Genomic DNA, 18,444 nt, shown 5'->3' with positions numbered 1-18,444 from the left:
GCGTCAGGCCCCCCCGATCAGCGCGCGGGTCGCAAGCTCGGCAAGCCCGGCCGTTGCCCTGGTGTCGATGCCGAGATAGATGCAGAGCGCCGCCGCAAACCAGGCAGGCCAGGCCAGCCAGGGGTTGGACGGGCCCGCGCAGGCCTCGGCGGCGCCTTCGACCGGGGCGCGGAAATACATCGTCTCGACCAGGCGCCAGACATAGATCACGGCGAGCAGCGAGCTTGCCATCACCAGCACGGCCAGCGGCCACATGCCGGCATCGAGCGTCGCCGAGACCAGATACCATTTGCTGATGAAGCCCGAGGTCAGCGGCACGCCGACGAGGCTGAGCCCGCCGATCACGATCGCGGCCGCGGTGACCGGCATGGTCCGGCCCAGCCCCTGCAGATGTTCAAGCCGCGTGCCGCCCAGGCGGACCGCGATCAGGCCCAGCGCCAGGAACAGGGCGGCCTTCATCACGCCGTGATTGATCAGGTGGATGAGCGCGGCAGAGATGCCGTGCTGATTGCCCAGTGCCAGACCCAGCATGATGTAGCCGATCTGAGCGACGCTGGAATAGGCGAGCAGGCGCTTGACGTCGACCTGGAAGATCGCGACCAGCGAGCCCGCGAACATCGCCAGCACCGCAAACGGGATCAGCGTCCAGCCGAGCGGCATCGCCTCGAAGGCATAGGACGCACCGAAGACCGAGACCACGAAGCGCAGCAGCACATAGATGCCGACCTTGGTCGCCGTCGCCGCCTGGAAGGCCGAGACCAGTGAGGGCGCGAAGGCATAGGCGTTGGGCAGCCAGACATGCAGCGGGAAGAGCGCGATCTTGATCGCAAGCCCGATGACCAGGAAGGCGAAGCCCGCGACCACCACCCGGCTGCCTTCGACCGCCGGCAGGCGCTGGGCCAGATCGGCGATGTTGAGCGTGCCGGTCATCATGTAGATCAGGCCGATGCCGATCAGGATGAAGGTCGCGCCGATGGTGCCGATGATCAGATACTGAAAGGCGGCCGACAGGGCGCGCCGGTCCGGCCCCATGGCGACGAGCGCATAGGTCGACAGCGACGTGATTTCGATGAAGACGTAGATGTTGAAGGCATCGCCCGTCGCCACCATGCCGGACAGGCCGGCGAGCGCCAGCAGATACATGGCGACGAAAGACGGGATGCGCTTGTCGGGGATTTCGGCCGAGATCGAGGCGGGGGCGTAGGGGGCGCAGATCGCGGCGATGCCCGAGACCAGCAGCAGGGCCAGACAGGTCAGCAGATCGATGCGGTATTCAATGCCCCAGGGCGGCGCCCAGCCGCCCATCTCGTAGGAAATCGGCCCCTGGTTCAGCACCTCGATCGTCAGGGTGACGGCGCTGGCGAAGCTCGCCAGGCTGACCAGAACGAGCACGGCATAGGCGAAGCTACGCCGGCCGACGATGGCCACGAACAGGGCGGCGACCAGGGGTGTGGCAACCTGGAGCGCCGGCAGATGGGTGACCAGGCTCATGGACGGCCCTTCCCTTTGCGGGGCGCGCTCTTGCGGCGGCTCATGGGCCCGCGCTTGGGCGCGGGCGGCCGGGGCGCCGCCTCGCGGGCGGGCTGTCTGGCGGGCTCAGGCGGCGTCACGCGCGGGGCGCCGCTGCGGGGCAGCCAGCCCAGCCGGCGCTTGGCCTCGCGGATGGTCGGCGGCATGGCGTCTTCCGCACGCTCGTCGGCCATGTCCATGGCGATGGTCTTGTCCTCTTCGACGGTGCCGTAGGCCTCGCGGATGCGCACCACGATCGCGAGGCCGACCGCGGTGGTCGCGATCGAGACCACGATCGCGGTCAGGATCAGCACGCTGGTCAGCGGGTTGGTGTAGGTGTTTTCGGAAAAGGGCACGCCGTCGACCAGATAGGGCGCGGTGGCGCCCCGGATCTTGCCCATGCTGATGTAGAGCAGGAAGACGGCGGTCTGGAACATGCCGAGGCCGATCAGCTTCTTCACCATGTTCGTCCGCGCGATCACGGTGTAGAAGCCGGTCATCATCAGGAAGACGGCGACCCAGTAGTTGAAATGCTCGAACACGCCCACCTCAGCTCCGCCGTTCCGAGAAGGTGAAGAAGATCAGGATCATCGAGGCGGCGACGGCCAGGCCCACGCCCAGTTCGACCACGATGATGCCGATGAGCAGGCCGAGCTTGGGCTCGGCCGGCGCGAAGGCGGCGTATTCCAGGAAGTTGCCCCCGAAGAACAGGGTCGCGAAACCGGTGCCGACGAAAAAGAGCGCGCCCAGCGGTGCCAGCAGCCGGCAGACCGAAAGCATGCCCTCGCGCTGACGGTCGGTCAGGCCGAAGATCAGCGCATAGAGGATCAGCCCGGATGCGATGATCACGCCGGCCTGGAAGCCGCCACCGGGGCCGTATTCGCCGTGGAACTGCACATAGAGCCCGAACATCACGATGAACGGGATCAGCACCTTCGAGACGACCCGAAGGATCAGATAATGATCACGCATCATCAGAGGTGCCCTCCTCGTCGTAGCGGCCGCTGCGGCGCCGGCGGGCCACCGCCACGCCGCCGCCCAGGATCATGGTCACCGCAAGAGCGGCCGTGAACACCACCACCGTCTCGCCCATCGTGTCGTAGCCGCGATAGCTGGCCAGCACGTTGGTCACGATGTTGGGGATGCCGTGTTCAGTGACCGAGCCCTCGATATAGCGCGGCACGGTATGGGTCTGGACGGGCGCCTCGGGATCGCCGAAGGCCGGCATGTCGGCCGTGGCATAGAGCAGGGCGGCGCCGGTTGCGACCACCGCGATCATCGGCAGCACGGGGTTGTGGCCGCGATCCTCTTCCCGCCCGGTCAGCACCAGGGCGGCCAGGAACAGCACGGTGGAGATGCCGGCACCCACCGCCGCCTCGGTGAAGGCGACGTCCATGGCATCCAGCACCATCCAGAGGGCGGCGATCAGCAGGGAATAGGCGCTTTGCAGCAGCACCGCGGTCAGCAGGCTGCGGGTGCGCACGATCGCGATCGCGACACCTGCCAGCATCAGCAGCAGGGCCATGTTCAGCAGATCGGCGGTCAGGATCGACCAGGGTCCGATGACGATCACGGGCGCGTCTCCCGATGGGCACCGGCAGAGGACGGCTCGGGCGTGTCGAGACGCCGGCCGGTCGGCTTCATGCCCGACACCAGCGCCGCATTGGCGACGATGTGCGAGGCGGTGGGCGAGGTGAAGAACAGGAACAGGCCGATGATGATCAGCTTCACGGTGACCAGGGTGAAGCCGGCCTGGACGCACATGCCCGCCAGCATCAGCCAGGCGCCGAAGGTGTCGATCATGCCCGCCGGATGCAGCCGGGTGTAGAAATCGGGCATCCGCACCAGGCCCACGGCGCCGGTGATCACGAACAGCGCCCCGCCCAGGATCAGGGCCCACGAGATCAGGTCGATGACCAGTGTCATGCGTGGCCTCCCTTGCGCTTTGCGGCGGCATCCATCTCGTCGGCGGCCACGTCCTCGGTGGTCAGGCTGCGGAGATGGCGGTGGCGCAGCAGCTTCAGGATCGCGACGGTGGCGATGAAGTTGATCAGCGCATAGGTCAGCGCCAGGTCGAGGAAATGCGGGCGTTCGGTCAGGAAGCCGATCACGGCCAGCAGCAGCACGATCTTGGTGCCGATGGCATTGGCGGCGAGCACCCGGTCGAAGAGGGTGGGCCCCAGAACGGCGCGGGCCAGGCCCAGCACCAGGGCGACGACAAGAGCGGCGGTGGCGGCGATGAACATCAGACACGGCCCTCCAGCGCAGTGCAGCGGCGGTCCATCTCACCTTCTCCCATCCCCTCCAGCGCGCTGGAATGCAGGGCGTGGGCGACGATCATACCGCCTTCGAAGTCGACCGAGACCGTGCCGGGCGTCAGCGTGATCGACTGGGCATAGATCACCCGGCCCAGATCGGTGGTCTGGCTGGTGGGCACCCGGGCCCAGGCGGGATCGATCGGGGCCAGGCCCCAGACGCGCTTGAAGACGTCGATGTTCGATTTGATGATCTCGACCGACAGCCAGAACCAGTAGGGAATTGCACGCGGCAGCATGCCGAGCGGCGCCCCTTCGCGGTCCAGGATGCCAAGCCAGCGTGCGATCCACACCGAAAAGGCGCAGGACAGCACGCCGAAGCCGATGATCAACGGCTTGTAAATGCCCGACATCAGCAGCCAGGTCGTGAGCAGTGCCAGAAACAGGCCGAAGGCTCGCGCCACCGCAGTCTCCCCTGAGTGGTTGGTCCCCTTGACGGCAAGGAGGCGCCGGCGCGCCTGCGGCCGAACGTCGTGTTCAGCCGGACGCAAAGCGGAGATGGCGCATGCAGAGCGCGTGTCCGTCCCGTCGAACAGCGTCCTCCCTGGCCCGCGTTTTTCCCAGGAAACCCGGGACGGGTCAAGGAAATCCGGACGAATTAAGTCCGATAAGTCCTTGGCATAGCATGAGACCGACCCGGCGCGTGGTAAAGGCAACGCCCGCTTGCGGCACATGGTCGCAAGCGGGCGTTTCAGGCTTGATCAAAGGAGAAAGGGAACCGTCTCAACGCCAGGCCTGGGCGTAGTCTTCGACCGGCTTCGGGGTGTCGATCAGCCCGGCCTCGTGCATGAAGGCGGCGAAATTGCGCCAGCGCCCGTAATCGAGGGCGGCCGGGCTGTGGGCGAAGCGCGGCAGCGTCGCCTCCAGCGACTTCCGGTTGCCTTCGTCCGCGATCTCGGGCCGGCCCTTGATGTACAGCTCCCAGGACTGATCGGGGTGGTTGATCAGGAACTGCACGCCCTTTTCCAGCGCGCGGTTGAAGGCGGCGAAGCGCGGATCGGCGGCCTTGTCGGCGCGGGCGGCGACGACCAGCTCGTCATAGGGCGGCACGCCGTGCTCTTCCACCAGGAAGGCGCGCCCGGGGCGGCCTTCCAGCGCCATCTGCACCAGTTCGACATTGCGATAGGCACCGATCACCGCATCCACCTGCCCCGACATCACCGAGGGGGCGAGGGCGAAGTTGACGTTGATCAGCGTGACGTCGTCGACGCTGAGCCCGGCGCTGGCCAGCATGCGGCCGAGCAGCGCGTCCTCGAAGCCCGCGACCGAATAGCCGATCCTGCGGCCCTTCAGATCGGCGAGCGTCTTCACCGGGCCGTCGGCCAGCGTGATGATGCTGTTGAGCGGGGTGGCGACCAGGGTCGAGACCCGCTTCAGCGGCAGACCCTCGTGCACCATGGCGATCAGCTGCGGCTGATAGGTGATGGCGAGATCGGCCCGGCCGGCGGCGACCAGCTTGGGCGGATCCGACGGATCGGCCGGGGCGATCATCTCCACCTCCAGCCCTTCCTCGGCGAAATAGCCCTTTTCCTGGGCGACCAGCAGGGGGGCATGGTCGGGGTTCACATACCAGTCGAGCAGCAGGGTCAGCTTTTCGGCCGCCTGGGCAGCCGGGGCCGCCAGGGCGGTGGCGGCAACCAGGGTGGCGGCCAGCAGACGGCGCATGCCGCGCCGCGTGGCAACACGCTGCGTCATGGGGCATCTCCTCCGGGAGTGGTGATATGGGTGCGGGGTGTCAGCTGCGCTGGCCGCCGTCGAGCGCATCCGCCTGCCAGGGCATGGCGGCGCGCAGCGCCCGGTCGACCACGAGATAGAGAACCAGGGTCAGGACGACCAGCACGGCGAGGGCCGCGAACATCTGGTCGGTCTTCATCCGGCCGTTGGCATGAAGCATCAGGTAGCCGAGGCCGGCGGACGAGCCGACCCATTCGCCGACCACGGCCCCGATCGGCGCCACCGCGGCCGCGACCCTGAGCCCCGAGGCGAGGGCCGGCAGCGCGGCGGGCAGGCGGATCAGCAGCAGGCTGCGCCGCCGCGATGCGCCCATCACCCGCGCCATGTCGAGCCAGCCGGGTTCGGTCCGCCTGAGGCCGTCCAGGAAGGCGACGGCGACGGGGAAGAAGATGATCAGCGCCGCCATCACGATCTTGGGCGCATAGCCATAGCCGAACCAGAGGGTCAGCAGCGGCGCCAGCGCAAAGACCGGCAGGGCCTGGGCGCCCACCATCACCGGCATCATCCAGCGGCCGAGCCTGGGCGCACCGGCGATCGCCAGCGCCGAGGTGACGCCGACGGCCGTGCCGGCGCCAAGCCCGAGCGCGATTTCAAGCGCGGTGACCGCGGCGTGATCGGCCAGCAGCGCCCGGTTGGTCCAGATCGCCTGCGCCACCTGGTCGGGGGCGGGCAGCAGGAAGGGCGGCAGCCCGGTCGCGAGCACGGCCGCCCACCAGACGGCGATCAGCCCGGCCACCGCCACCAGCCCGCGCCACCAGGCGCCCGAAGCCTGTCCGGTCATGCGCGCACCTCCAGCACCGCCATCAGCCGGGCCAGCCGGTCGCCCAGATCGGCGGCATCCACCGGGCGCGGCACCGGGCCGGGCGGGGCGGCGACCGCCATCGGCCGGGCCGGGTTGCCGGTCAGCACCACGATCTCGTCGCCCATGCGCAGCGCTTCCAGCGGATCATGGGTCACCAGCAGCACGGTGCGGCCGCGCAGCATGCGGCAGGCCAGATCCTGCAGCCCGTGGCGGGTGACGGCATCGAGCGCGCCGAAGGGCTCGTCCATCAGCACCACCGGCCGGTCTTCCATCAGCGTCCGGGCCAGGGCGACGCGCTGGCGCATGCCGCCCGACAGGGCCGCGGGGCGCAGCGCCGAGGTGCCGGCCAGGCCCAGCCGGTCGAGCAGGTCGAGCGCGCGGACACGGTCGGCTTTCCTGCCGCGCAGCCGGTCGCCCAGCGTGACGTTGTCGATGACCCGCGCCCAGGGCATCAGCAGGTCCTGCTGGGCCATCCAGGCGATCCGGCCGTCGAGCGGCCGGCCGTCGGAGGCGGCAACCCGGCCGCGTTCCTGCCCCGCGACATCGAGGCCCGCGATCAGGCGCAGCAGCGTGGTCTTGCCCGAGCCGCTGGCGCCCAGAAGGGCGGTGATGCGGCCGGCGGCGATGTCGAGGCAGAGCCCGTCGGTCACAAGCCGCCCGCCCGGGCGGATGGTGACGTCGGCGAGATGCAGGGCAGGCGCCTGCATCCGGGCCGCGGGCTCTGCGGTCAGCGGATGGATGAGGGGACGGATGTCGTCGGGCATGGCATGCGCACTTGTTCCTCCGCCGGTGCGAACCGGATCAGGTTCAGGGGTCGTTCCGAACCGGGAACCTCTCAGCCGCCGCACCGCGGCTCCCCCCAAGTGAAGGCCGAACTATGCACCGGCGGTATCCAGGGTGCAAGATCCCATGGCATCCCTTGCGTAAGGCGCGTGTTTTCGCAGGGCCTGAGCGTTCCGGTTGCGCGCAGGCCCGGGCAGGAGTATGACCGAAGACGCACCACGGTCATCCCAGGGTCCGGGCGCCCTTCGGGCGTTGCGTCCCGAGGGGGGCTGCGGTGCAGGCTCCGCCACGTCCCCCGACCGCACCAAGCCGCGACGGCCGACGCGACGACCGCCTTTCAGAGGTATGTCTGGTGCATGCCTGGGAAGGCAGACGACGGTAACGGCCGCGTGAGCCCCCGACGAGGAACGCGCATGCTGGACCAGGTCCTGAACCGGTGCCGCAGAGGCTACCGGGCATCGCTCTGTCTGTTGATCGCAACCATGATGCTGGCCGCCAACTGCGCCTGGGCCTGGCCGGCGGTGGCGGCGAGATCCTGGCCAAGCGCGGTGATCCAGGCCCAGGCCCTGCCGGAACAGCCGCTGGAGCCGCTGGCGATCCGGCCGGCCGAGGGCGGCAAGGCGCGCATGTTCCGGGTGGAGGTCGCCCGCTCGCACGAGGCGCGGACCATGGGGCTGATGTTCCGCTCCGATCTCGACGCCGATCGCGGCATGCTGTTCGTCTTCCCCGAGGGCAGCCAGCCGACCATGTGGATGCGCAACACCTATGTGCCGCTCGATATGCTGTTCCTGGATGCCGAGGGCGTGGTGGTCGACATCGCGGCCGATACCGTGCCGCTGACCGACACGCCGATCGGCTCCAAGCATGCCGCACGTGCGGTGCTGGAGCTGAATGCCGGCACCGCCCGGCTGCTCGGCATCCGCCCGGGCGACACGGTGGTGCATGCGGAATTCCCGCTCGACTGATCGCCAGCCCCAGAGAGAATGCCGGTGAAGGAGATGCCGGTGGAGATCTTCGACCTCGATCAGCTCAGATCCTATACCCTCGGCGACCGGGATCTCGAAGACGAGGTCTTCGGCCTGTTCGAAGCCGGGGCGCTGGATTATCTGACGGCGCTGGAGGCAGCCCTTGGCGCGGGCGGCGAGGCCTGGCGGCGCGCGGCCCATGGCTTCAAGGGGTCTGCCGCCAATCTGGGGGCGAGGGCGCTTGCCGCAGAACTGGCCGCGGCCGAGCCGCTGGCGACAGCCGATGCCGCCGCCCGGGCGGCGGCGCTGCACACCATCCGTCATCTGTTCGAGCACAGCCGGGCGGTGTTCCGCAACCGGCCCTGATTCCGCCGCGCCAAACTCGCCGCGCCAATCTCGCGGTGACGGCGCGATGTCACCGACATGGTCTTACCCCCGGACGCGGAAGATGCCATATGCTGGTCCGCGGCGGCACCAGCCTGCCGCCCTCCCTGCGGACCAAGACCCTCCCGAGGACCCATGCCCATGCCGCCGCCCAAGCCGGCCGGAACCCGACGCTATCTGATCACCCTGGCGGCGACGGAAACCCCGTCGACCGGACGAGGGCTCGCCGCCGCCGCCGCCGATACCGCCCGCCGTGCCCGCGGCCTGCAGGCAGAGGCCGAGCGTCTCGGCCTGGCCGATCATCTGGTCTGGATCGGGCCGCCCACCGCCTTCGGCATGGTGCCGGTCGCCTGCACGGCCGAACTGGTGGAGGCGCTTCGCGCGAGCCCGGTGGTTGCGCGGATCGAGGCGGAAGCCGACTAGATCATGCCCGGCCGGCGGATGCCTGCTCGTCCCAATGGCGGAGCGGCAGCACCTGTCCGTCGGCCCGCACCCGCCTGAGTGCGCCGAGATCGAGCGTGGCGATGGTCCAGCCCGGCTGATCGAGCCCGCCCTGCGCCACCACCCCGTCATCGGGCAGGCCACGATCGGGCGGCGCGAAGATGCCCGCCGCCCCCCGGTTCACATCCACCGCTTCCGGCCAGTCGGCCACCCCGACGGTGGGGGACTGGATCACGAAGCACTGGCCTTCCAGCGCCCGCGCCCGGGCTGCGACCCGCACCCGGTGATAGCCGGCGGCGCTGTCGGTGCAGCTGGGCACCAGCACGATTTCGGCGCCGGCCGCGACCATGTCGCGCACCTCCAGCGGGAATTCCGCGTCATAGCAGATGGCGATGCCGATGGTGCCGATGGCGGTGTCGAAGACCCGCCGGGCATCGCCCGGGCCGATCCCCCAGCTTTCCCGTTCGAACCGGGTCATCATCCGCTTGTCCTGATGCGCGGCGCTGCCGTCGGGGGCCACCAGCCAGCAGCGGTTGACCGGCAGGCCATGGGCCGGATCGCGCACCGGCAGGCTGCCGGTCAGCAGATGAATGCGGTGGTGGCGGGCAAGCCGCCGGTGCAGATCCAGCCAGACCCCGGCCATGTCCGAGGCGGCATCGATATCCGCCGCGAGGTCGCCGGGTCGCCAGCGGGGCGAGAGCACCCCCGCCTCTATGCCGCCATATTCGGGGAACACCGCCAGCTCGGCGCCGCCGGCCACGGCCTGGCCGAGCCATTGGTCGAGACGTGCGTCCAGCGCCTGAAGACTGTCGGGCCGTGCAACCGGCCAGGCGGCCACGGCGACGGTGATCCGCTCGGGGCCGAGTGCCGGGGCGCTGCGGCCGCGGGCGGGACGTGCGGTGATGCCGGTCAAAGCGCGCGCGCCCAGAACTGCATGGGCTTGGCCGTCTCTTCGGCCTCGTCCAGGTCGCGCCACGAGATTTCCCCCACCGCGCCGGCCACGGGTTCATAGCCCCGGCGGCGCCAGAACCCGTCGAGCGGCACGAAGCCCGCCGGGCGGCGCGGGTGGTCGTCGGGCCTGACCACGCCGCAGAAACAGGCATGGCTCATCCTGCCTGGCGCCCGGGCATGGGCTTCCCGGGCGTTGAAGAAGCCGACGCCGATCCCGGTGCCGCGCCAGGGGGCGAGCAGCACCGACTCGCCGAAATAGAACAGCCGGTCGATGTCGTAGCCCGCCTGCCGCATGGGGCCGGCCAGGGTTTCGGGCTCGTGGCGCATCGGCAGGCCGGTGGCGGCGCCGACCACCCGGCCGGTCGCCACCTCGATCGCGGCCACGATCACGCTGCCCGGGGCCTCGGCATAGGTGGCGAGATAGCGGCGCTCGTAGTCGAGGTCGCCGTCATAGAGATAGGGCCAGTCGCGGAACACGGCGATGCGCAGGGCCGCCAGATCGTCGAGCCGGTCGTGCAGCGCCCGGCCGGTCAGACTTTCGATATGGATCGCGGCGGACATGGCGGCCCCTTCGTCAGCTCGGCTCACCCTCCCGATAGCCTTGCGGCACCCCGCCCGTCAACCATAGGCGAGCTTCAGCCCCGCCCGCGGCCAGGGCAGGCTGACCAGCCGCCCGGTGCCCGACAGGGTGACATAGGCGGTCTTCAGCCCGGGGCCGCCGAAACAGATATTGGTGGTGTAGGGGTCGTCGAAGGGCACGAAATCGATCACCGGCCCGTCGGGCGCATAGACCTCGATGCCGCCGATGCGCAGCGAGGCGACGCAGATATTGCCGCAGGCTTCCACCGCCAGGCTGTCATAGCGCCGGAAGCCGGGAGCCGGGCCCATCAGCCGCGGATGCTCGACCTCGGGCCAGCTTTGCGGCGCCAGTTCTCCCGGGCCGGTGATGGTCCAGGCCCAGAGCCGGCCGGTGGTGGTCTCGGCGGCATAGACCGTGCGGCCGTCGGGCGAGAGGCCGATGCCGTTCGGGTTGCTGACCGGCCAGGCGGCGGTGCGGATCAGCGAGCCGTCGGCCCTGGCGTAGTGGATGGCGCCGTGATCGGTCCGGTCGTGGAAGGTCTTGCCCAGATCGGTGAACCAGAACCCGCCCTGATCGTCAAAGACGATGTCGTTGGGGCCGCGCAGGCCCCGGCCATCGCTTTCGGTATAGAGCACCTCGACCTTGCCGGTCTCGGGATCGACCCGCTCGATCCGCCCGCCCGACCAGTCGGCGGGCGTGCCGGCGGGTTTGGTGAAGCCCTTGTCGACCGTCCATTCGAAGCCGCCATTGTTGCAGATATAGAGCATGCCGTCGGGGCCGATCGCGGCGCCATTGGGGCCGCCGCCGGGCTCCGCCACGGTCAGCTTGCGGCCATCGGGCATCACCCGGGTGATGCGGCCGGCGGCGATCTCGACCAGGATCACCGAGCCGTCGGGCATGGCGACCGGCCCCTCGGGGAAGGCCAGACCTTCGGCGAGCAGGGTGACGGGGGGGGTCTCGGACATGGGCGATCCTCCTGGGTGGTCTTCGTGTGTTTTGCGAAGCCTAGCGCGATCTGCACTGCACCGCGCGGCCGGTCTGTCCGATGGCCGGTCTGCGGAATTGCAGCCGTGGGCCGGGCGGATCATGATGGCCCGATGGAGACGCCCACCGATGACACTGGCGTGGCCGGGCCGGTCTTCTGGACCATCGGCCATTCCGACCACCCGATCGACCGCTTCGTCGCCCTGCTTCGGGCGGCGGAGATCACGGCCGTGGCCGATCTGCGCTCGGTTCCGTGGTCCCGGCGTCATCCGCAATTCGGGGCCCGGCCGCTGGCGGCGGCGCTGAAGACGGCCGGCATCGCCCATGTGCCGCTGGGGGCCGAGCTGGGCGGCCGGCCGCCCGCCGATGCCGATCCGGAGCGGCTTGCCGAGGCGCGGGCGCGCGGCATCGCCCGCCTGCTCCACGGCGCCCGCCAGCATCGCATCGCGCTGATGTGTGCCGAACGCGACCCGCTGGACTGCCATCGCTTCCATCTGGTCTCGCCGCTGTTGAGGGCGGCGGGGGCGCAATTGGTGCATCTGACGCCCGATGGCGGGGCCGAGAGCGACGGGGCGGCGCTGGAACGCCTGGCCCGCAGCCGTCCGGCCCCGGCCGCAATTGGCGATCTTTTCGGCAGCTAGCCTGCAAGTGCCGCTGCCATCGGCGCATCGGCCAGGCCCTGGATGAACCAGTGCGGATAGACCGGGGCAAGGGCCGTGGCGGTATCGAGCGCCGCGATCTCGTCCGCGGACAGGCGCAGGCCGGCGGCGGCGATGGTGTCGTCCAGCTGGTCCTGGCGGCTCGCCCCCAGGATGACGCTGGAGACGCCCGGCCGGGCCAGCAGCCAGGCGATGGCGAGCTGTGCGAGGCTGGCCCCATGGGCTGCCGCGATCGGCCGCATCACCTCCAGCAGGGCAAAGCCGCGCGCCTTGTCGAAGGGCAGCAGGTCGAAGCCCGACAGCCGGCCATCGGCCCGGTCCAGGCGGCCCTGATCGTATTTGCCGGTCAGGAAGCCGCCCGACAGCGGGCTCCAGACCGTGAGACCCAGGCCGTAGCGGGCGGCCATCGGCAGAAAATCCCGCTCGATGTCGCGGCCGAGCAGTGAATAGTGCATCTGGGCGTGGGTGAACGGCGCAAGGTCGCGGGCGCGCTGGATCTCCAGCGCCGCGGCGATCTTCCAGGGCTGCCAGTTGGAGACGCCGAGATAGAGCGCCTTGCCGGCACGGACCACGGCATCGAGCGCGTCCAGCGTTTCTTCCAGCGGCGTGTGCGGGTCTTCGCGGTGGGCGATGTACAGCTCCACCCGGTCGATGCCGAGCCGGGTGAGGCTTTCATCGATCGACCGCAGGATGTGGCGGCGCGACAGGCCCTGACGGTCGAGGGCCGGGCCGTTGCGGAAACCGACTTTGGTCGCAATGGCGACCTGGTCGCGATGGGCCCCGAGCGCACGGCCGAGCATGGTCTCGCTCTCGCCGCCGGCATAGCCGTCGGCGGTGTCGAACAGGGTGATGCCGGCATCGATCGCCCGCCCGATCATCGCCTCGGCCGCGGCCGTGCCGGTCTTGTAGACCGAGGGCATGTCGGCATTGCCGGCGGTGAAGGTCATGGTGCCGAAGGCGAGCCGCGAGACGACGAGGCCGCTCTGGCCGAGGGTCGTGTACTGCATGAGCGGGGCCTTTCCCGATAACGGATCCGATAGCTGATCCTCCTCCGGTGAAAGCGTCATGAAAATCGTGTAGTCATATCCAGTCTGTTAAGTTCATCTTTCCAATCGAGGTGTCCGATGTCGCGGAGCGACGCCCTTCAGGGCGTGGCCGAATTCCTGGCGGTGGCCGAGCAGGCGAGTTTCCGGCGCGGGGCGGGTGTGCTGGGGGTGACGCCGGCCGCCGTCAGCCAGGCCGTGCGGGCGCTGGAGCTGCGCACCGGCGTGGCGCTGTTTCACCGCACCACCCGTAAGGTGGGGCTGACCGAGGCGGGGGAGGCGCTGAAGGCGAGGCTGGCCCCGGCCATGGCCGACATGACCGCCGCCTTCGACCGGCTGGACGATTTCCGCAGCCGGCCGCAGGGTCATCTGCGTCTGACCGTGCCGCGGCTGGCGGTGGATCTGGTGATGGTGCCGGTACTGCCGGTCCTGCGCCGGCTGTATCCGGAGGTGACGGTCGAGGTGGCGGTGCAGGATGCGGCGGTGGATCTGGCCGATGAAGGCTTCGATGCCGGCATCCGGATCGGCGAATTCATCGCCCGCGACATGATCACCCTGGCGCTGACCCGCGATTTCCATTGGGTGGTCGCGGGCACGCCCGGCTATTTCGACACCCATGGCCGGCCGTCGGAACCGCGGGCGCTGCTGGATGGCCATGACTGCATCCGCTATCGCTACCCGACATCGGGCATGATCTATCGCTGGGAATTCGAACGCGCGACCGAGGCCTTCCGGCTGGACCCGCCGGGGGCGACGATCGTGAACGATGCCGCCCTGATGCGCGAGCTGGCGCTGGCGGGGCTGGGGCTGATCTATGCCGCCGATCTGCAGATCGCCGATGATCTTGCGGCCGGCCGGCTGGAGACGGTGCTGGCGGACTGGCTGCCGGTCTCGGATGGGCTGCGGCTCTATTTCCCCGACCGCAGCCGCAATCAGCCCAAGCTGCGGGCCTTCATCGACGTCGCGCGGCGGGTGCTGCGCGAGCGGGCTGTGGCGCTGCCCGCCTCCGGCCGGGAGGACCGCGCATGACCGTCGCGCATGAAGCCCGGGTTCTGCGCCGGTCGATCGCCGCCACCCTGCTGGTCTCGGCGCTGGGGATCGGCTTCGGTCTGGCCTCGGGCGCGCAGTCGATCATCTTCGACGGCGTGTTTTCGGTGCTGGATGCCGCCCTGTCGCTGCTGTCGCTGATGGTCACCCGGCTGGTGGCCCGCGAGGACAGCCGGCGCTTCCAGCACGGTTTCTGGCATATCGAGCCGATGGTGATCGCGGTCAATGGCGGCATCACCCTGCTGCTCTGCGGCTATGCCTTCGTGACCGCGGCGACCGATCTGCTGGCCGGCGGCCGGCCGCTGGCCTTCGGCTGGGCGGCCGGCTATGCGGTGGTGGTGGCCGCGATCGGCTTCACCATGTTCGCCTATGGCCGGCGCGCCAACCGGCAGATCGGATCGGACCTGCTGGCGCTGGATGCGCGGGGCTGGCTGCTCTCGGCGCTGATCACCAGCGCTCTGCTGGCGGCCTTCGTCGCGGGGGCCATTCTGGACGGCACGCCCCATGTGTGGCTCACCCCCTATGTCGACCCGGCGGTGCTGATGGTGCTGACGCTGTGTCTGCTGCCGGTGCCGGCGCGGATCGTGTGGCGGGCGGCGACCGAGATCTTCCTGATGACCCCCGACACGCTGGATGTCCGGGTGCGGCGGGTGATGGATGCGGTGGTGGCGCGGCACGACTTCACCACCTATTCCAGCTATGCCGCCAAGGTCGGCCGCGGCCGGTTCATCGAGATCCATGTGGTGGTGCCCGCCGATCATCCGGGCACGACCGCCTGGTTCGACGGCATCCGCCGCGAGATCGGCGAGGCACTGGGCGAGGCCGGCCCGCATCGTTGGCTGACCATCGTGTTCACGACCGATCCTGCCTGGATCTGAGGGCGGAAGCTCGTCGGCCGGCCATCATGCGCCCCAGAAGCGCGACGACGATGCCGGCCAGCATCAGCGCGGCGGCAGTGGCGAAGGTGATGCGCAGCCCCCGGGCAACCGCATCGGCACCGGCGATGGCAACATCCCCGCCCGCGGCTGCGGCAAAGACCGCGCCCATCACCGCCGCACCGGTCACCAGCCCCAGATTGCGGGCAAGGCCCAGCATGCCCGAGGTGACGCCGCGCCGGTCGGCCGGCACCGCGCTCATGATCTGGGTATTGTTGGCGGCCTGGAACAGCTGATAGCCGGGTGTGAGCACCACGATACCGGCAAGATAGCCGGGCAGGCCGAACCAGGCCGGCAGAAGCGCGAGCAGGGTGGCCCCCGTGGCCATGGCGCCGAGCCCCACCACCGCCACCAGCCCGGCATCAACACGATCGACCAGCCGGCCGAGCGGGACGCCGGTCAGGGCCGAGAGCACGGGGCCCGCCGACATCACCAGCCCGACCAGGGCGGTATCGAGGCCGAGCGTGTGCGAGAGGTAGAAGGGCGCGACCACCAGCGTGGTCATGATCACGGTCGCGATCAGCAGGTTGCAGATCAGCCCGCTGGCGAGCAGAGGGTCGCGGAGAGCCGCCGGCCGGATCAGGGGGGACCCGGCACGCTGCTCCACGGCCAGGAAGATCGTGACACCGAGGCCCGCGAGGCCGAGCAGGCCGAAGCCGATGGCATCCAGCCCGTGAGGCCGGGTCATGGCCAGGGCATAGGCGGCGAGGGTGAGCGCGAGCACCAGCGTGCCGGGCAGGTCGAGTCCCTGCCGGAGCGTTGTGGCCGGGATGGGGGCAGGAGAGGCGGGCAGGCCGCGGCGGATCAGCAGCAGGGCGGCCAGCGCCGCCGGCACCAGCACGATGAACACCGCCCGCCAGCCGGCGGCGGCGATCAGCAGCCCGCCCATCGAAGGCCCGAGCGCGGTGCCGATGGCCGAGGTGGTGCCGAGCAGGCCCATGGCGGCGCCGGTGCGCTCTGCCGCCACCGTCTCGCGGACCAGTGCCAGGGTCAGCGCCATCAACACGGCCGCCCCCAGCCCCTGGAGTGCCCGGCCCGCGATCAGCAGGTCGAAAGAGGGCGCCAGTGCCGAGGCCGCCGAGGCAAGCGCAAAGAGCACGAGCCCGGCCGAGAGCACCCGCCGGCGCCCGAGCGCATCGCCCAGCCGGCCGGCGCCGACGATCGCCACCGTCACCGCCAGGAGATAGGCCAGTACCACCCATTGCACCGCCTGAAACGGCACGTCGAGGGCCTGGGCGAGCGTCGGCAGGGCGACATTGGCGATGCTGACGCCGAGCGAGGCGGTCAGCATGGAAAGCGCCAGACCGGCCAGACCCGTGCGGCCGGCCCGGGTGTCATCGGCCCGAGTGCTATCGGCGTGCATGGGGGAGGAGGAGGGAGGCATGTCTGTCATCGGGGTCTCCGTCGGTCGCCTGCTCCCGCTCGGGAGCTGCAGACAGCCTGCGCCCGGCCTTCACATGGCGGAAGATGCAGCATTTGCAGTCAAAGGCTGCATCGGGCGCCATATGTGATGCCGTGCCATGTGCTATCATCAGGGCATGACGATCCCGGATCTCAACCTGCTCATCGCGCTCGATGCGCTGCTCAGTGAATGCAGTGTCGCCCGGGCGGCGGCGCGGCTGCAGCTCAGCGCGTCGGCGACCAGCCGGGTGCTGGCGCGACTTCGCGAGACCACCGGCGATCCGCTGCTGGTCCGGGCCGGCCGCGGCCTGGTGCCGACCCCGCGGGCGCTGGAGCTGCGGGACGAGGCGGCGCGGCTGGTGCGCGATGCGGCCGCCCTGTTGCGGCCGGCAGCCCCGCCCGATCTGGCCCGGATCGCGCGCGCGTTCACCTTCAGAACCCGCGAGGGCTTCGTCGAAACCTTCGGTCTGGCCCTGCTCGCGCGGATCGCGCAGGAGGCGCCGGGTGTGCGGCTGCATTTCGTCGCCCGCACCGACAAGGACGGCACGGCGCTGCGCGATGCGGTGGTGGATCTGGAAACGGGGGTGGCGGACGGGACCGCGGGGCCCGAATTGCGGGCCCAGGCCCTGTTCCGCGACCGCTTCGTGGCGGTGGTGCGGGCCGATCATGCGCTGGCCGGCACGCCGCAGCCGACACCGGCGCTTTATGCCGCGGGCGACCATGTCCGCGTGGCGCGCCGGCCCACGGGCCACGAAGCCGTCGATCAGGCGCTGGCGGTGCTGGGGCTGGAGCGGCGGGTGATCACCACCGTCGCCAGCTTCCCGGCCGCCCTTTCCCTGGTCCGCGACGGCGGGCTGATCGCCACCGTGCCCGAGCGGTCGACCGGCCGGCTGCGCGACGGCCTCGTCACCATCCCCCTGCCACTGCCGGTGCCCGACATCACCATCTCGCTGCTCTGGCACCCGCGGATGGACGCAGATCCGGTCCATCGCTGGCTGCGCGGGGTGGTGCGGGAGGTGGTTGGGGAACGGGGGCAGGTCTCTGCCCATGCCGGCCTGCAGGACCATCGCTCGCAGGAGTAGATCTTATATATTTCAAGATTGTAGACGGGTTCCGGGTTGCGGTCGCAGCCCGCCGGCCGCATATTTAGTCCAGCCGCCCAGTCAGGGATGTGGCTGTGGATGTCAGCCGAGGGTGATCATGAGCCGCGTCAATCTTCAGGATGCCCGGGTCCGGCTTGACGAACTGGTCGACCGTGCCGAAGCGGGTGATACGGTGGTCATCATCCGCAATGGGCAGCCGGTCGCACGGCTGGTCGGATGGGATGACGGGGGCGATCCCGAAGCGTCCGGGCACGAGGGGCGTGGGCGGAGGCCGGGCAAGGGCATCGATCTGAACCGGTTGAGGGCGTTGACCGCGCGCATGCCGCTGCAGCCGGAGGAGGCGGGTGATTTCGTCCGGCGGATGCGGGACGAAGATCGCTTCTGAATGTATTACCTGGACACCTCCATTCTTGTCTCGGGGCTGACTCGTGAGACAGCCACTGAGCGTGTGATTCTGTGGCTGGAAAACTATCAATTTCAGGGGCTCTGGATCAGTCGCTGGACGATCACGGAATTTGCATCCGCACTGTCGCTCAAGATCCGGACAGCGCAGATCAGCCCGTCGACTGGCGAAGATGTCGAGAGCACCTTCGCAACCATGCTTGATGATGGAATATCCGTTCTCCAGATCGCGGCGGAGGATTTTCTGAAGGCCGCAAGATATGCCAGACACCATGCTCTCGGCCTGCGTGCCGGGGATGCGCTTCATCTGGCGGTGGCCAGCCGTCATGATCTGGTGATGTGCACTCTGGACCGGCGCATGGCGGCGGCAGGTCGCGCGCTCGGCATGGCGGTGATCTCTCCCTAG

At 69.7% G+C, this 18,444-nt stretch carries 24 protein-coding genes and 1 riboswitch; of the genes, 9 read left to right on the top strand and 15 right to left on the bottom strand.

Annotated elements, in window-relative coordinates; genetic code table 11:
- Positions 1 to 3: 3 nt before the first annotated feature.
- The 10 genes from CMO28_RS17740 to CMO28_RS17695 form a co-directional block, all read right to left on the bottom strand.
- Positions 4 to 1,491 (bottom strand): monovalent cation/H+ antiporter subunit D family protein, encoded by a 1,488-nt coding sequence (locus CMO28_RS17740; RefSeq protein ID WP_296715627.1) that lies wholly within the window; start codon positions 1,489 to 1,491, stop codon positions 4 to 6.
- Entirely contained in the window at positions 1,488 to 2,051 is a 564-nt protein-coding gene (locus tag CMO28_RS17735; RefSeq protein ID WP_228382222.1) for a cation:proton antiporter subunit C, read from the bottom strand. Before CMO28_RS17735 ends, CMO28_RS17740 begins: the two co-directional genes overlap by 4 nt.
- Before the next feature lie 7 nt (positions 2,052 to 2,058).
- Positions 2,059 to 2,484: a Na(+)/H(+) antiporter subunit B gene (locus tag CMO28_RS17730; protein WP_014745993.1), complete on the bottom strand. Its 426-nt coding sequence runs from the start codon at positions 2,482 to 2,484 to the stop codon at positions 2,059 to 2,061.
- A complete protein-coding gene (locus CMO28_RS17725) occupies positions 2,474 to 3,082 on the bottom strand; it encodes a DUF4040 domain-containing protein (RefSeq protein WP_296715626.1) in 609 nt (202 codons plus the stop codon). Before CMO28_RS17725 ends, CMO28_RS17730 begins: the two co-directional genes overlap by 11 nt.
- Positions 3,079 to 3,435: a monovalent cation/H(+) antiporter subunit G gene (gene mnhG, locus CMO28_RS17720; protein ID WP_062762470.1), complete on the bottom strand. Its 357-nt coding sequence runs from the start codon at positions 3,433 to 3,435 to the stop codon at positions 3,079 to 3,081. The genes CMO28_RS17725 and mnhG overlap by 4 nt, the downstream gene beginning before the upstream one ends.
- Positions 3,432 to 3,755: a monovalent cation/H+ antiporter complex subunit F gene (locus CMO28_RS17715; protein WP_062762472.1), complete on the bottom strand. Its 324-nt coding sequence runs from the start codon at positions 3,753 to 3,755 to the stop codon at positions 3,432 to 3,434. The genes mnhG and CMO28_RS17715 overlap by 4 nt, the downstream gene beginning before the upstream one ends.
- Positions 3,755 to 4,228: a Na+/H+ antiporter subunit E gene (locus CMO28_RS17710; RefSeq protein WP_296715625.1), complete on the bottom strand. Its 474-nt coding sequence runs from the start codon at positions 4,226 to 4,228 to the stop codon at positions 3,755 to 3,757. The genes CMO28_RS17715 and CMO28_RS17710 overlap by 1 nt, the downstream gene beginning before the upstream one ends.
- 319 nt (positions 4,229 to 4,547) lie before the next feature.
- Positions 4,548 to 5,519, bottom strand: a complete 972-nt coding sequence (locus CMO28_RS17705; RefSeq protein WP_197465078.1) for an ABC transporter substrate-binding protein — start codon at positions 5,517 to 5,519, stop codon at positions 4,548 to 4,550.
- Positions 5,520 to 5,559: 40 nt separating this feature from the next.
- A complete protein-coding gene (locus CMO28_RS17700; RefSeq protein ID WP_062762474.1) occupies positions 5,560 to 6,339 on the bottom strand; it encodes an ABC transporter permease in 780 nt (259 codons plus the stop codon).
- Positions 6,336 to 7,124, bottom strand: a complete 789-nt coding sequence (locus CMO28_RS17695; RefSeq protein ID WP_296715624.1) for an ABC transporter ATP-binding protein — start codon at positions 7,122 to 7,124, stop codon at positions 6,336 to 6,338. Before CMO28_RS17695 ends, CMO28_RS17700 begins: the two co-directional genes overlap by 4 nt.
- Positions 7,122 to 7,230, bottom strand: a riboswitch (TPP riboswitch). Its footprint overlaps the gene before it by 3 nt.
- A gap of 326 nt (positions 7,231 to 7,556) precedes the next feature.
- Between CMO28_RS17695 and CMO28_RS17690 the strand changes: the two genes are divergently transcribed.
- From CMO28_RS17690 to CMO28_RS17680, 3 genes are all read left to right on the top strand, one after another.
- The gene (locus CMO28_RS17690) at positions 7,557 to 8,108 is read left to right on the top strand and encodes a DUF192 domain-containing protein (RefSeq protein ID WP_296715623.1); all 552 of its coding nucleotides are present in this window, start codon (positions 7,557 to 7,559) and stop codon (positions 8,106 to 8,108) included.
- A 39-nt stretch (positions 8,109 to 8,147) separates the two neighbouring features.
- Complete coding sequence (locus CMO28_RS17685) at positions 8,148 to 8,474, top strand: Hpt domain-containing protein (RefSeq protein WP_296715622.1); 327 nt, start codon at positions 8,148 to 8,150, stop codon at positions 8,472 to 8,474.
- A gap of 159 nt (positions 8,475 to 8,633) precedes the next feature.
- The gene (locus CMO28_RS17680) at positions 8,634 to 8,915 is read left to right on the top strand and encodes a hypothetical protein (protein ID WP_014745983.1); all 282 of its coding nucleotides are present in this window, start codon (positions 8,634 to 8,636) and stop codon (positions 8,913 to 8,915) included.
- A gap of 1 nt (position 8,916) precedes the next feature.
- Here CMO28_RS17680 and CMO28_RS17675 read toward each other — a convergent pair whose 3' ends face one another.
- From CMO28_RS17675 to CMO28_RS17665, 3 genes are read right to left on the bottom strand one after another with little or no spacing between them, the layout of a single operon-like run.
- The gene (locus tag CMO28_RS17675; RefSeq protein WP_296715621.1) at positions 8,917 to 9,846 is read right to left on the bottom strand and encodes a carbon-nitrogen hydrolase family protein; all 930 of its coding nucleotides are present in this window, start codon (positions 9,844 to 9,846) and stop codon (positions 8,917 to 8,919) included.
- Positions 9,843 to 10,445 (bottom strand): GNAT family N-acetyltransferase, encoded by a 603-nt coding sequence (locus CMO28_RS17670; RefSeq protein ID WP_296715620.1) that lies wholly within the window; start codon positions 10,443 to 10,445, stop codon positions 9,843 to 9,845. Before CMO28_RS17670 ends, CMO28_RS17675 begins: the two co-directional genes overlap by 4 nt.
- A gap of 57 nt (positions 10,446 to 10,502) precedes the next feature.
- A complete protein-coding gene (locus tag CMO28_RS17665) occupies positions 10,503 to 11,429 on the bottom strand; it encodes an SMP-30/gluconolactonase/LRE family protein (RefSeq protein ID WP_296715619.1) in 927 nt (308 codons plus the stop codon).
- Between the two features lie 132 nt (positions 11,430 to 11,561).
- On the opposite strand from CMO28_RS17665, the gene CMO28_RS17660 reads away from it, so the two are divergent.
- A complete protein-coding gene (locus tag CMO28_RS17660; RefSeq protein WP_296715618.1) occupies positions 11,562 to 12,089 on the top strand; it encodes a DUF488 family protein in 528 nt (175 codons plus the stop codon).
- Here the strand turns inward: CMO28_RS17660 and CMO28_RS17655 are convergent.
- The gene (locus CMO28_RS17655; protein ID WP_296715617.1) at positions 12,086 to 13,114 is read right to left on the bottom strand and encodes an aldo/keto reductase; all 1,029 of its coding nucleotides are present in this window, start codon (positions 13,112 to 13,114) and stop codon (positions 12,086 to 12,088) included. The two genes, CMO28_RS17660 and CMO28_RS17655, sit on opposite strands and share 4 nt — an antisense overlap.
- Before the next feature lie 117 nt (positions 13,115 to 13,231).
- Between CMO28_RS17655 and CMO28_RS17650 the strand changes: the two genes are divergently transcribed.
- Together CMO28_RS17650 and CMO28_RS17645 are read left to right on the top strand one after the other, a co-directional pair.
- The gene (locus CMO28_RS17650) at positions 13,232 to 14,179 is read left to right on the top strand and encodes a LysR family transcriptional regulator (RefSeq protein WP_296715616.1); all 948 of its coding nucleotides are present in this window, start codon (positions 13,232 to 13,234) and stop codon (positions 14,177 to 14,179) included.
- Positions 14,176 to 15,075 (top strand): cation diffusion facilitator family transporter, encoded by a 900-nt coding sequence (locus CMO28_RS17645; protein WP_296715615.1) that lies wholly within the window; start codon positions 14,176 to 14,178, stop codon positions 15,073 to 15,075. The genes CMO28_RS17650 and CMO28_RS17645 overlap by 4 nt, the downstream gene beginning before the upstream one ends.
- On the opposite strand, the gene CMO28_RS17640 is transcribed toward CMO28_RS17645, so the two are convergent.
- Positions 15,050 to 16,525, bottom strand: coding sequence for an MFS transporter (locus tag CMO28_RS17640; RefSeq protein ID WP_296715614.1), 1,476 nt, complete (start codon positions 16,523 to 16,525; stop codon positions 15,050 to 15,052). The genes CMO28_RS17645 and CMO28_RS17640 overlap by 26 nt on opposite strands.
- A 145-nt stretch (positions 16,526 to 16,670) precedes the next feature.
- On the opposite strand from CMO28_RS17640, the gene CMO28_RS17635 reads away from it, so the two are divergent.
- From CMO28_RS17635 to CMO28_RS17625, 3 genes are all read left to right on the top strand, one after another.
- Entirely contained in the window at positions 16,671 to 17,615 is a 945-nt protein-coding gene (locus tag CMO28_RS17635) for a LysR family transcriptional regulator (RefSeq protein WP_296715662.1), read from the top strand.
- Positions 17,616 to 17,733: 118 nt separating this feature from the next.
- Positions 17,734 to 18,021 (top strand): type II toxin-antitoxin system Phd/YefM family antitoxin, encoded by a 288-nt coding sequence (locus tag CMO28_RS17630; protein ID WP_296715613.1) that lies wholly within the window; start codon positions 17,734 to 17,736, stop codon positions 18,019 to 18,021.
- Positions 18,022 to 18,444 carry a type II toxin-antitoxin system VapC family toxin gene (locus CMO28_RS17625; RefSeq protein ID WP_296715612.1) on the top strand — a complete coding sequence of 141 codons (423 nt, stop codon included), beginning with the start codon at positions 18,022 to 18,024 and terminating at the stop codon, positions 18,442 to 18,444.

The sequence above is a fragment of the Tistrella sp. genome (assembly GCF_002684955.1).
Taxonomy (GTDB): domain Bacteria; phylum Pseudomonadota; class Alphaproteobacteria; order Tistrellales; family Tistrellaceae; genus Tistrella; species Tistrella mobilis.
This window is presented reverse-complemented; position numbering and strand designations above follow the sequence as displayed.